11 protein-coding genes are annotated in these 13634 nt (G+C 41.4%); 3 read left to right on the forward strand and 8 right to left on the reverse strand.

The window, feature by feature from the left end; genetic code table 11:
• Window positions 1–58 precede the first annotated feature (58 nt).
• Window positions 59–1513, forward strand: coding sequence for a sulfotransferase (locus H5162_RS07315; RefSeq protein WP_182778072.1), 1455 nt, complete (start codon window positions 59–61; stop codon window positions 1511–1513).
• Here the strand turns inward: H5162_RS07315 and H5162_RS07320 are convergent.
• Window positions 1467–2381 carry an alpha/beta fold hydrolase gene (locus tag H5162_RS07320; RefSeq protein ID WP_182778074.1) on the reverse strand — a complete coding sequence of 305 codons (915 nt, stop codon included), beginning with the start codon at window positions 2379–2381 and terminating at the stop codon, window positions 1467–1469. The genes H5162_RS07315 and H5162_RS07320 overlap by 47 nt on opposite strands.
• Before the next feature lie 123 nt (window positions 2382–2504).
• On the opposite strand from H5162_RS07320, the gene rlmF reads away from it, so the two are divergent.
• Both rlmF and ltaE read left to right on the forward strand, forming a co-directional pair.
• A complete protein-coding gene (gene rlmF / locus H5162_RS07325; RefSeq protein WP_182778076.1) occupies window positions 2505–3452 on the forward strand; it encodes a 23S rRNA (adenine(1618)-N(6))-methyltransferase RlmF in 948 nt (315 codons plus the stop codon).
• Complete coding sequence (gene ltaE, locus H5162_RS07330) at window positions 3449–4462, forward strand: low-specificity L-threonine aldolase (protein WP_182778078.1); 1014 nt, start codon at window positions 3449–3451, stop codon at window positions 4460–4462. Before rlmF ends, ltaE begins: the two co-directional genes overlap by 4 nt.
• On the opposite strand, the gene H5162_RS07335 is transcribed toward ltaE, so the two are convergent.
• From H5162_RS07335 to H5162_RS07365, 7 genes are all read right to left on the reverse strand, one after another.
• Window positions 4439–5029 (reverse strand): thymidine kinase, encoded by a 591-nt coding sequence (locus tag H5162_RS07335; RefSeq protein WP_145236208.1) that lies wholly within the window; start codon window positions 5027–5029, stop codon window positions 4439–4441. The two genes, ltaE and H5162_RS07335, sit on opposite strands and share 24 nt — an antisense overlap.
• Before the next feature lie 114 nt (window positions 5030–5143).
• A complete protein-coding gene (locus tag H5162_RS07340) occupies window positions 5144–5617 on the reverse strand; it encodes a methylated-DNA--[protein]-cysteine S-methyltransferase (RefSeq protein WP_182778080.1) in 474 nt (157 codons plus the stop codon).
• A complete protein-coding gene (locus tag H5162_RS07345; RefSeq protein WP_182778082.1) occupies window positions 5614–6975 on the reverse strand; it encodes a DNA-3-methyladenine glycosylase 2 family protein in 1362 nt (453 codons plus the stop codon). The genes H5162_RS07340 and H5162_RS07345 overlap by 4 nt, the downstream gene beginning before the upstream one ends.
• A gap of 78 nt (window positions 6976–7053) precedes the next feature.
• On the reverse strand, window positions 7054–7680 hold the full coding sequence (locus H5162_RS07350; protein WP_182778084.1) for a superoxide dismutase: 627 nt from the start codon (window positions 7678–7680) through the stop codon (window positions 7054–7056).
• Window positions 7681–7711: 31 nt separating this feature from the next.
• Entirely contained in the window at window positions 7712–8218 is a 507-nt protein-coding gene (locus H5162_RS07355; protein ID WP_182778086.1) for a hypothetical protein, read from the reverse strand.
• Window positions 8219–8308: 90 nt separating this feature from the next.
• Window positions 8309–8800, reverse strand: a complete 492-nt coding sequence (locus H5162_RS07360; protein WP_182778088.1) for a GNAT family N-acetyltransferase — start codon at window positions 8798–8800, stop codon at window positions 8309–8311.
• 27 nt (window positions 8801–8827) lie between these two features.
• Entirely contained in the window at window positions 8828–13564 is a 4737-nt protein-coding gene (locus H5162_RS07365; protein WP_182778090.1) for a PAS domain-containing protein, read from the reverse strand.
• Window positions 13565–13634 lie beyond the last annotated feature (70 nt).

Genomic DNA, 13634 nt, shown 5'->3' on the forward strand with positions numbered 1-13634 from the left:
TTTTTCGTGCTATACCCAAATAATAAATATAGTAATTAAAAAATAAAAAAAGTGATGCATGTTGCTAAAAAAAGCTAACCAACTACTTGCCGAAAACAAACTCCAAGAAGCGGAGTTTCACTATAAAACCTTGCTTGAAAGTGATCCCCAAAATGGCGAGGCGCTATTTGGTTTGGGCCGTATTGCCCTGCGCTTAGAGCGCTTTGATGCTGCAGTTTATTTATTACAAAGAAGCTGTGAACGTCTACCTAATATGTTGGAGCCACTGCACGCGTTAGCGGATGCATTTAATGGCGTTAATTCGCCAAATGATGCATTAACCGTACTGGAGTATGCAAAAAGCATTGCTAGTCATAACCCAGAGCCACACTATTATCTCGCACAACATTATTTAACCCATGGCGAATTAGATAAAGCACATACCACCTTTGCACAAGCACTAAGTATTGGTTTATATCCGGTCACTGCTTATATTTTATTTGAACTGGTACAACTTGGCCGCTTTGATCAACAGCATAACTACATCAGTAACTTGCATCATTTACTCACACAAACCAATAATTTACGTTTAAAAATGGTTTGTTATTACGCCTTGGCAAAAAGTTATGATCAACTCAATGATATAGAACAAGCTGTAAATTATTATAAACTAGCCAATAAATTGCAGCTGCAATTGAGTAGCTTCAACACTGAACAATTAACGCCGTTTTATCAAACTATTATGCGTTATAACCCAAAAAGTTTATTTGCCACTATCAAGCCTGGATTTACTGGTACTGTTTCGCCCGTTTTTATTATTGGCATGCCACGCAGTGGCTCAACATTATTAGAACAAATGTTAGCTTCACATAGTGAATTTGCAAGCCTTGGGGAAGATCGCTGTATTAGCTCGCAAGTTGTTGCATTCATAGAACAACAAACCAAGTTGTCCTACCCTGAATGTATCAGCGCACTAACACCGCAACTGATTGAGCAAGCGCGGGCTCTTTATACCGCACGGTTAAAACAAGCAAAACCTATTCGCGCGTTCATGATCAACAAATTGCCCGCTAATTATCAATCGTTAGGGCTTATCTATTTATTGTTTCCAAATGCTAAGTTTATTAACTTGCAGCGCGATTTTAATGCCACAGCTTGGTCCGTTTATAGTAATTACTTTGCAGAAAATGAACCTTATTTTTGCTCATTACCTGAATTTAAACGTTACTATGATTTATACCAAGGTTTGATGACGCATTGGCAACAAGCAATACCTTCGGCTATCTTAGATGTTCATTATGAGCAACTGATCAGCGAGCCGCGCGATACGTTAAAAAGCGTATTTACATTTTTAGGTACCGCATTTGAAGCACAATGTTTAGACTTTTATAAATCAAAAAAACCAGTTACCACGCTTAGCAAAGCAGCTGTACGAAAACCGCTACATAACCGTGCAATAGAACACTGGAAACGTTTTGAAACGCCACTCAGGGCGTTGCTGAATGACGCTCAAACCACGTCACTAGATCCTTAAATTGATCTGCTTTAGCACTAGCGTGCGTTAACATATTAATATGATCGTAATCATATTGATGGCCGTGTTTTTTCCCGTACATTTGCAGGTGTTGAATACCAGTACCTGACTCGGCAATAAATTTTTCAATATCAATTTGTTGTGCAAGCGCTTTGTCTTTCACCCCCCCTATGTGTAAGGTCGGTGGCAAACTTAAGCCAGCCACAGCTTGCGCGTAATCAAACCCGTCGTCGCTATCTAACCATGGTTTACGTTTAGCCCATTGCATACTTTGATAATGCGACTTTTTAGTTTCATCATCACTGCCCCACTTGAGTCTTTTGGCGGGTAAATAACCATGTTTTTTAGCCAGTATTGGCGCTAAAAAATACCAAATCAAATTTCCTTGAAGGTATTTTTGTGGATGATGATTATAAAGCGAGCGTTTAGTACCAAAGTAAGCACATGCTTTTACATCATTGATATACTGTGGGAAACGCGCAAACACACTATTCATTAATACACCACCCCAGGAATGGGCTACCCAATACGCTGGTGGTCTACCTTCACGCTCGGTAATTTTAGCAATAAAAGCGGGAATATCTTCAATAATAGCTTCGGTTTGGCCATAGTGAGCATGCTTTGAGATAGCCGGTTTGCTGTCACCACGACCTCGTAGATCAGCCACATAACACACATATCCTTGCTCAGCTAAAAAAGGTGCTAAACCCTTATTTGAATGCGTATAAAATATTTTGCCATTTTCAACAGCACCATGCATAAACAACACAGCTGGCCCAGCGACTTTGCTGTTATCTGCTATGCGGCGCAAATGTAATGTTTGTAGCTCAGTTAGTTTAATAAATACTGATTCTTGTACGATCGCCATTTCAGTTCCTTGTTGTCATTGTTATGAACCGCAACTCATCCTACCAGTAATTTAAACAAGATCACACGTCAATGTGTTTCTCTGGTAAAATAACTTTTTTGTTTGTTAAGCTAATTATTTGTTATGAAATCAACACCATTAAAATCAAAACTACACCCTCGAAATCGCCATAACGAAGGCTATGATTTAGACTACCTAAGTATTCAAGTGCCCACTTTAAAACCATATATCGTGCTTACTCCCAATGGTACTAAAAGTATTGATTTTAGTGATAACAAAGCAGTAAAAACGCTTAATCAAGCACTTTTGCAAGCGTACTATAACGTTGATTTTTGGGATATACCTGAACACAACCTTTGCCCACCGATTCCAGGACGCGTTGATTACATTCACTACTTGGCCGATTTACTAGCAAACGATAATCAAGGCGTTATACCTCAAGGCAGACAAGTTAAAGTGCTGGATATAGGTACTGGTGCGAACATAATTTACCCGTTACTAGCAAGCCATGAATATAACTGGAGCGTCACAGGCTCAGATATAGATCCGAGCGCTGTAAAATTAGCCAAACAAATCGTACAATTTAATAATCGCAAAATTACCGTCAAGCTACAAAAGCAGTCGCAGCATATTTTTCAGGGGGTAATAAATGCAAAAGAGCTTTTTCATATTACATTGTGTAACCCTCCTTTTCATGCCAGTGAACAACAAGCAGCTCAAAGTAGCGAGCGGAAATGGAAAAACTTAGGCAAAGCCCCTAAATCGGCTTTAAATTTTGGCGGGCAACATAATGAGCTTTGGTGTGAAGGTGGCGAAGCGCAATTCATTTGTACCATAATCGATGAAAGTGCCCTATTTGCTGAGCAGTGTATGTGGTTTACCTCTTTAGTTTCAAAAAAAGAAAACTTAGCCACGTTACAAGCACAATTAAAAACACACCCTGTGGCTGAAGTTAAAATCATTGAAATGGCGCAAGGGCAAAAAGTGAGTCGCTTTATTGCGTGGAGTTATTTTGATCAACAAACTCGCCAAGAGATCAGCAAGCAATTTACACAACCGGAGATATCATGATTGATTTTCGTTCTGATACTGTCACTAAGCCCTGCGCTAAAATGCGCGAAATTATGTTCAACGCCCCTTTAGGTGATGATGTATATGGTGATGATCCCAGTATTAATAAATTAGAAAGCGTTGCAGCACAGAGTCATGGCTTTGCCAGTGCATTGTTTTGTAGCTCCGGCACCCAAGCAAACTTATTAGCGTTAATGGCTCATTGCGAACGTGGTGATGAATATATTTGTGGGCAAAATGCACACAATTATAAATTTGAAGGCGGTGGCGCGGCAGTGCTTGGATCAATCCAACCGCAACCTATCGAGAATGAAAATGATGGCAGCCTCTGCTTTGACAAAATACGCGCCGCTATCAAACCCAAAGACTTTCACTTTGCTAATACCCGCTTACTCAGTTTAGAAAACACCATTGGCGGTAAAGTGCTGCCATTAAGTTATTTAGCCCAAGCGCGTGAGTTCACTCACAGCCATCAATTAGCACTGCATTTGGATGGTGCTCGCGTTTATAACGCTGCGGTTGCGCTTAAGGTAGATATTACCGAGATAACCAAACACTTTGACTCCGTGTCTATTTGCTTATCAAAAGGCTTAGGCGCACCAGTAGGCTCATTACTACTTGGCTCTGTTGAACTGATCAATAAAGCAAGGCGTTGGCGTAAAGTACTTGGCGGCGCTATGCGCCAAGCTGGTATGCTGGCAGCCGCTGGCCACTATGCACTTGAGCACAATGTTAGTCGTTTAGCCGACGATCACAGCAATGCGCGTTACTTAGCGCAGCAGCTCAGTGCCATTGAAGGCTTTAACGTTGACTTGTCGCGCGATACAACCAATATGGTCTATGCAAATGTTGCTGATAATGTTGATATTAATGCCATTGCACAGCAACTAAAAGGACAAGGGATAGTATTCAGCCCAAGCAAAACTTTGCGTTTAGTAACTCATTTACAGATCACTCGAGCCGATATTGATCAATTTATAGCAGCGTTAACTTCGGCGCTGCATGTTTAACGCAGCTTTATAGTGTTTGCGGCACACCGACACATAACGGTCGTTGCCGCCAATTTCCACTTGATTACCATCGGCAATCGCTTTGCCTTGCTCATCCGTACGCAATACATGGTTCGCTTTGCGACCGCAATGACACACCGTTTTAAGTTCAACCAGTTTATCAGCCCACGCTAGTAAGTACTGCGAGCCGCTAAATAACTCGCCTCTAAAGTCATTACGCAAGCCATAGCACAACACCGGAATGCCTAATTCATCCACCACATCGGTCAGTTGCATTACTTGCTGACGTGATAAAAATTGACATTCATCCACCAGCACACAGTGACGTTTTTGTTCACTATTAAGCTGTTTGATCAGTTCAAAAACATCTTTGTCAGCATCAAAAATATGTGCATCAGCTTGTAAACCAATTCGAGAAGATACCTTACCAACACCAGCACGATCATCCAATGCAGCCGTTAAAATAACAGGCTCCATGCCGCGTTCGCGATAGTTAAATGCCGATTGTAAAAGCGTGGTAGATTTACCTGCGTTCATTGCAGAATAATAAAAGTACAGCTGAGCCATGAAAATGCCTACCCTGAAAAAAGTGCGCTAATGCTACCTTAATCTTGATTGAACATCACCTTTTTTACCCGTGCTAAAACTAATTCCTGGAGTCTATTGACCCTTTTTTGAAGATTAAATCAGCCCTTCGTGCTCAAGTAACCACTGCTTGCGCTCTAGCCCACCCGCATAGCCGGTCAATTTACCGTTGGCACCAATAATACGGTGACACGGCACAATAATACTGATTGGGTTTTTACCATTAGCAGCCCCCACTGCGCGAACTGCCTTGGGATTATTGAGTGCATGAGCAATATCTGAATAACTCTGTGTTTGTCCAAATGGCACCGCGGTGAGCGCTTGCCATACCGCTTGTTGAAAAGCAGTACCATGGGTGGCTAGAGTGATATCAAAGGTTGTTCGCTTGCCTGTAAAGTAGTCATTAAGCTGCGCAGCACAATTTAAAATATGTGGCTGCTCAACCTCTGAAAATGGGGTTTCTGAGCACTCTATAACTGGATAAAAGCCCACATAACTCACCCCGTGTTGGTTACCTTGAATAATAATCTCATCAATTGGGCTGGGTATGCGGGTTTGAATAATAGTCATGTTAGCTGCTGCCATAGTTGAAAGGTTAAATAGGAGCGAAATGGCGCGCACATCTCATCATTAAATGGTTTTGCCCCCGCCTGTGCTTTCTTTACACCTAAATCTCCTGCTAATAAAATATCGGGCTGACTTTGGCCGCGTAATTTTGCATAGTTTACTGTCCAAGGTCCAATCCCTTTGAGTGGCAGCCATTGATCAAGCTGTTGACAATCAGGGTTATCGGCGCAGAATTGCGCTAAATTACGCAGCGCATTCTTTCTCGCTTGAGGCATTTTAAAAAATGCCAGCTCACTGTTTGCCACTACCTCAGGGGTTGGAAAATACACTCGCTCGCCATCTTGTTCGCCCAGTTCATCCACCAGCTGAGTCACTAAGTTATGCGCAGCAGTCACACTGACTTGTTGGCCAAGTACCGCACGAATACCAGCCTCAAATACCGACCAAATACCAGGTAACCGCAGCCCTTGGGTTAACACAATTGCCCCTTGAAGTTGAGTTGTTAGGTATTGTTCGATTTGCGCAGTATCGGCATCTAAATCGAGCACCCTGCGAATTTCACTTAAAATAGGCTGTAAAAAGCGTGGCTGATCAATATCAATGCTGACTAAAAAATGATGTTTGTGCTCTACAAACTCAGCCGTAAACTGGCCTTGGCAATGCTGGTTTTTAAAGCTGCGACCATAATATGTCTCACCAAGCCACTCAAGAGGTGAAATTAACCGCTTAGCTAAAAATTGCTGTAACGCAGCCCAATTATAAGGGGGCCGAAAAGGTAATTTAAGCGTCAACATCGCACGTGATGTACTGCGCTCACCACGCATTTTTGACGGGCAAATATGTAACTGCTGTAAAAAAGCATCATTAAAGCGACGAATACTATTAAAGCCCGCTGCAAAAGCAACTTGGGATACCGACAGGCTTGTTTCTTGTAATAATTTTTTAGCGAAATGGCATTGATTAAATAACCGATATTGAGTTACTGAGATACCAAAATGTTGCTGAAATAACTGCCTTAAATAGCGGCTACTCACGCCTAGTCGCTCAGCTAACCGTTCACAGCTTTGTTGTGTTGTTAAGTCACTGTCTATCAGATGTTTGGCTCGCAGCGCTGTGGTTTTTGTTCCTTGCCATGCGCTACTTCCAGGGGCGCTATCTGGGCGACAACGAATGCACGGGCGAAATCCAGCCTGGGCAGCATTATGGGCATATTGAAAGTATTCTACGTTTTGCTCTTTTGCAGTAGGGGCAGGACAAATTGGCCGACAATAAATACCGGTGCTTTTAACACCGATGAAAAAGAGTCCATCAAAACGATGGTCGCGGCTTTGTCTGGCAAGTTGCCAATGGCTAGTATCCATAAGGTGCTCTTAACTATACATCTGCTAATAGAGTACGTGAAAAAACACAGTTTACTAGCCATTTTCGGCACTCAACCTTTATTCGCTGATTGATTTACTGGTAGCAGCTAAATAACGACGCTCAACTTCAGCCCAATTAATCACATTATAAAATGCTGCGATATACTCCGGGCGGCGGTTTTGGTATTTCAGATAATAGGCGTGCTCCCACACATCTAAACCTAAAATCGGCGTGTTGCCGTGCATTAATGGACTGTCTTGATTTAAACTACTTTCCACCACAAGCTGGTTATCTTTATTAACACTTAGCCACGCCCAGCCACTGCCGAAGCGACTAACAGCTGCTGCTGTAAATGCCTCTTTAAAGTTATCAAAGCTGCCAAGCTGCTCTGTGATCGCATCTAATAAACTCCCTTTTGGCTGACCCCCACCATTGGGGCTCATTACTGTCCAAAACAATGAATGGTTTGCATGTCCGCCACCATGCTCTTGCACTACTTTTTGCAGCTCAGTTGGCAACGTGTCAATCTTTACGAGTAACTCATGTACATCAGTATCGCTATACTGGGTATTTTCAAGTGCCGCATTGGCTTTATTGATATATGTTTGATGATGCAAAGTATGGTGAATCTCCATAGTTTTAGCATCTAAATGTGGCTCTAACGCATCGTACTCATATGGTAATGGGGGTAATGTAAACGCCATAATTGTTCCTTGTCGGATTAAGAATAAGTGATCAATGCACAGTGGCAGTTTGATCTGGGGTGTAACTTAACGTCTGATTGATTTGTTCTATTAATTGCGGGTAATGACTGTGCAATTTGGCAAACTGTACTAACTCTGTGTAGGTTTTGTGATGATGGTGCACAACCACTGTACGCACCGTATCGCATGGATGCTGGAGCAAATGACTTGAACTTATATGCACATCACACAAACACTGACACGCTTGCTCTGCTTGATTCATCGCTCGATATGTATCCGCTAAATTATGAGCGGCAACAACGAATGCGGGGCAGCAATGTTCAATTGCGCTAATAACTGACTGGCATATTTTTGCTTGGCTAAATTGGCTTAATAAACGAGCTGCGAGGGTGTGTGCTGTCGTGTATTTATCGCGAGCTTCAATTAAAGCACCGCGTTCAAACGCTGTATTTCCAGCAATAATGTTGGCTTGCCAAGGACTTAATACTTGCTCAACCTGAGACAATTTATTACTGCTGTGAAACTGTGGGTGTGACATAAAAATCACCTGCACAAAATTAAATGATGTGATTAATTTACACAGCCAAACAACTTAATGCAAATGATTTTTATTTATATTTGCGTATTTTTATTTCTCGGCAAAATCAATTAATGCTTGTCCTGTAAGTCGATAAATGATCCACTCATTTTGTGGCTCTGCCCCCATACTATTGTAAAAATCGATCGCAGGTTGATTCCAGTCAAGTACCACCCATTCAAAACGGCCACAATCTTTTGCGATAGCTTGGCGTGCCAAATGTTGCATAATCAGTTTACCCGCACCATTACCTCGGCAATCTGGGCTGACATATAAGTCTTCAAGGTACAAGCCATTCTTGCCAAGCCAAGTCGAGTAATTGTAAAAGTACACCGCAAAGCCAATTGGCGTATCGCCTTCAAAACAAATCAAACTATGCGCTGTTGCACCTTCACTAAACAGGGTTTTTAAAATCGCCTGTTCATCGGTTTTAACTGCATCGGGCTCTTTTTCATAAATTGCCAATTCGGTAATAAAATGCAAAATAGTAGCAGCATCCGAAGGCTGCGCATCTCTTAAGGTAATCGTTTTTTGGTCTGTCATAAGCTCTCTTATTTATTACTGCATTGTTTAATACTGATCTAGTTTATCTTTTAATATTTGTAGTTGAATTGGTTTAGCCAAGTAGTCATCCATTCCAGATGCTAAACACAACTGTTTGTCTTCATCCATTGCATTGGCTGTGAGTGCAATAATCGTGATCTGTTGATGTTTAGCACCCGCCTCACCGGCACGAATTGCGCGAGTAGCGTCAAATCCATCCATCACCGGCATTTGGCAGTCCATGAGCACTAAATTAAAGTGTTCTGCAGGTACTTTCGCTAAAATATCAAGAGCTTGCTGACCATTCTCCGCTAGCGTTACGGTAAAATTCAGTTTACTTAACATTAGTTTAGATACTTGCTGGTTAATCGGATTGTCTTCAACCAATAAAATATGGCTATTTGCTCTATGCTGATCACTACGCAGTGAGGATATATAACTTGATGTCACTAAAGGTAAGTCTGTCGAACACTGTTCATCAGCGATCACTGCTATTGTTGAAATCAAATCAGCAGTGGTAATCGGTTTTGGAAAGTACGCTTGAAATCCAGCATCATTAAACCGCTGCGCGCCTTCCATCCCCGCAATACTGGTCATCATTACTAATGGCATAGCTTTAAAATCATCATCAGCTTTTAATTTTCGACACAGCGCTAAGCCATCCATTTCTGGCATTTGCATGTCTAATAACGCTATATCATATAAACTCTGTTGAGCAGCTATACGCTTTTCACACAGCTCAAGCGCCTGCCTTGCATTGCATGCAAGCTCTACTTTAGCTCCCCAATGAGCAAGCTGTTGGCTTATCACAATCCGGTTGGTTTCGTTATCATCAACCACCAATATAGTGAGCTTGGTCAGATCTATGGTCGGTATACTGCGTTCGGTTTCGCTCCCCTCTTGAAGCATAATCGTCGCTGTGAATTCACAGCCTTGGCCAACTTCGCTGGTTAAAGTGACAGTTCCGCCCATCAGCTCACACAGCTGCATACAAATTGCTAAACCTAAGCCAGTACCGCCATATTCGCGCGTAGTCGACGCATCAACTTGTGAAAAAGGGCTAAATAAATCTTTTTGCTTGGTTAGATCAATTCCGATGCCGGAGTCTTTTACACTAATACTGAGCTGATATTGCTGTTCAATGGCGGTTACTGATGCGCGGATCAATATCTCCCCCTGCGCAGTAAACTTAACAGCGTTACTCAGTAAATTGGTCAACACTTGGCGAATACGCCCCGGATCGCCTTTAAATTGCACCGGTGTCACAGCCACTAAATCGAGAATGATTTCAATATTTTTCTCTTGCGCTGATAACGCTTGAGATTCAGCTATTTCGCCAAGTAAATTACAGACATTGAAGTTGATGCTTTCTAGCTCGATTTTACCAGCTTCAACTTTCGAAAAATCTAAAATATCATTAATTACCGATAATAAAGAATGCGCACTATTTTTAGCAATAGCGACTTTCGTTCGCACCGGCTTGGTCAAGGCCTCAAGTTCGATAAGCTCAAGCATACCCAACACCCCATTCATTGGGGTGCGTATTTCATGGCTCATGGTTGCTAAAAATTGGCTTTTTGCTGTTGCTGCAGCATTAGCTTTAACTAATGCAAGTTTCAGCTCTTGAGCGGTTTGCTTTCGCCTTTGCGACATTAACACGCTGCCCACTAATGTCGCTAAAGAGCGTAAATAGGTTTCTTCATTTTGGCTCCAACAGCGATAGCTATCGACACTTTCCGCACATAGCACCCCTAAAATGCCCTCACCGGTAGATATCACCGCATCGAGCATCGAATTAATATTTAATGGCGTTGTGTAAGTATCAATAAATTCTACAGTTGCAGGATGGCTATTAACATCATTAATTGCCACTAAACCTTGTGCAAATATTGCTTGGTAATAAACGGGAAATTGACTCGCTTTAAACACTAAAGGCTGCTCGACAAAGCCTTGTTCATCAATAAATAAACTCACGCACGTCATTTCATCGCTAGCTTCATCAAACAACCAAACTGCTGCGCGTTGCACATCTAGTACCTCACACATTGACTGCGCAACTAAATTTTTTACTGCATCGAAATTACCAGCCTGTACCTCAGGAGAAACTGTTAAACTAGCCAGGTTTTTATTGTACTGATTGGCTTTTTTACTCTCTAATTCGAGGTATTTGTAAGTATCAATATTTTGAAATGAACCATACACACGCACACAACGTTCATTTTTAAATTCAACTTGGCCTATCGACTTAACCCATCTTTCATTGCCTAACGCTGTGACAAGGATTAACTCTATTTCCCAGCTGTTACCATTAATAACAGCATCTTCGAACAGTTCGCTAATTTTATTACGATGTTCACCTTGCTTATAAAAATCAAGAGCTTGCCCTATTACTGGCTGATAGTCGTCAGCGACTTCATGAATTGCTTTGACTTCATCAGACCAGTACATAGTCTGTGCTTCTAAATCAACTTCCCAGGCACCAATTTGACCTTGTTTACTCATTGCTTCAAGTAAGTTTTGTTGGCGGTAAAGTGTTGATTGAGTATGATAACGTTCGGTTATATCATGAATAAAACCATCTAAATACAATACTTTGCCAGCCTGATCATACACTGCTTGACCTTTTTCATGTACCCAATGAATACTGCCGTCAGAAGCGACCAAACGGTATTCTAATGACCATGGCTGACGAGCATCGACTCTCACTTTCTCTGCCACGCTTGAGACATCATCCGGGTGAATTAATTCAATGAAGCTCAGCTTATGATTATCAACTAAATCACTTGGTTCATAGCCGGTAATAACTTTTGTTTGTTCACTCAGATAGAGCATGCTCCATTGGGCATCGTATTTACATCGATACACAATGCCTGGAATATTGCCAACCAGAGACACAAATCGGTCGCGACTCAATTGTAATTGTGCTTCTGTTTCTTTTCGCTCTGTAATATCAAGATGAGTACCTATCATTCGTTTTGCAGAGCCATCACTATTGCGCTCAACGATACGTCCTGTGGTCAGTACCCACACCCAATGTCCGAGACGATGCAACATACGAACTTCGCAGACATAATAATCGCTCTCACCCGCAAAATGCTGTTCTAAAAGCTGCCCTGAAGTAACAAGATCAGCTGGATGAGTATATTTGTTCCATGTATTAAAATCAGTTGGTTGTAGTTCTTCTAATTTATAGCCGATAATACTCGCCCAGCGGTTATTAAAATATGCTTTGCCGGTATCTACATACCAGTCCCAGATCCCTACTGCAGTGCTGTCCAGCACTAATTGCAATTGTGTTTTATGCTGTTCGAGTTCAAATTCTTGTAATTTCAATGCGGTAATGTCTGTGCGTATAGCAATATAACTTTGCGGTTGCCCATGCTCATCTAAAAAAGGCGCTACGGTGGTATCGACCCAATAAAAGTCACCATTTTTTGCTCGATTACAGATTTGGTCATGCCATACATTGCCTGCGATTAAGGTTTTATACATGCCTTTAAAAAAATCTTTAGGGTGAGTCCCGGAGTTTAAAATACGGTGATTTTTTCCTAACAATTCACTTTCGCAGTAACCGCTGATCTCACAAAATTTCTTATTAACAAAGGTGATCGTGCCCTTGATATCGGTCACTGCAACAATTGCATGTTCATCAAGTGCGCTTTTTTGTTCCGCTAGTTGCTTAAGTGCTAATTGCAGTGCTTCACTTTGCATTTGCAACCTTGATTGCTGCTGTAATTTACTACTAACCAGATGATCGAGGTCAATCGACAACTGCTGCAGTTCACTGCTATCCGCTAAAATAGGTATGCGGCTTCGCGAACCATTGCTAATCTCAGTCGATGCCCTAGCAAGCGAAATAAGTGGCCGTGATAGCCGCCGAGCGAACCACCACGACAGCACCAGAATGACTAATAAAGCAATAATATTAACTAACATCGCCGCTTTTTTATAAGTAGTGGCGCCTTTGAGCATAACCACCGCAGGCTTTTCCACCAGTAGTTGCCAATCAGTTGCACTAGCAAAGTTTAACTGTGTAAGTATCGCGTAGTGCTTGGTATTATCACTTTTATGATAAGTAAAGACATGATCAAACTTTGCTAAATGCTTACTTAACATCGCAGAAAGTGAGGAGTGCGTTGCATCTTGTACAACGCCACTTTTGATAATATGAAAGGTCAACTCTTCATTATTTTCATGAACATGAGCTAAGTTTTCGAGCAACCCTTGAAAATTAACCTCAACCAAAATAATAGAGTTTAATATCTGTTGGGTATTGGTTACTGACAACACCACAAAGTGTCGTTGCGGCTTTGCTTGCGTTGAGATAAATACACTCGCTGCGCCTCGCTCTAAATCGGTAAGCATAGCGTTTAGCTGTTCGCTATCTAACTCAGAGAATGCAGCATTATTAACTAAATTAGTACGATTAAGAGGGTCAATAATAATATCAATGTCATTTACAAAGTCATAGCGCGCAACAAATTCGTTGATTAGTGATTGTTTATCCAACTGCTTATGGCTGAGCTGGTCATTTAAAAGGTACAAATCTTTAATATGATCTGCAAACCAAATATCAGCAAATTGCTTACCTATACTACTCAATTCAACTAGTTGCACCTCAGCACTTTGCTCTAGTGAATCAATAACATGTTGTAAACTAAACCACGACAGTAAACACAATGGCGCTAGCGCAATGACAATAAAAGTAACAATCAGTTTCGTCCGTATAGATTGGCTTTTATTTTTTAACAGGCTATTCAGCATTGTATTTCCATAATCAACTTTTTATTGTTTTAGACACTTACTTACATATATTAATGCACTAAATAACACA

The sequence above is a fragment of the Pseudoalteromonas sp. SR41-8 genome (genome assembly GCF_014163915.1).
Taxonomy (GTDB): Bacteria; Pseudomonadota; Gammaproteobacteria; order Enterobacterales; family Alteromonadaceae; genus Pseudoalteromonas; species Pseudoalteromonas rhizosphaerae.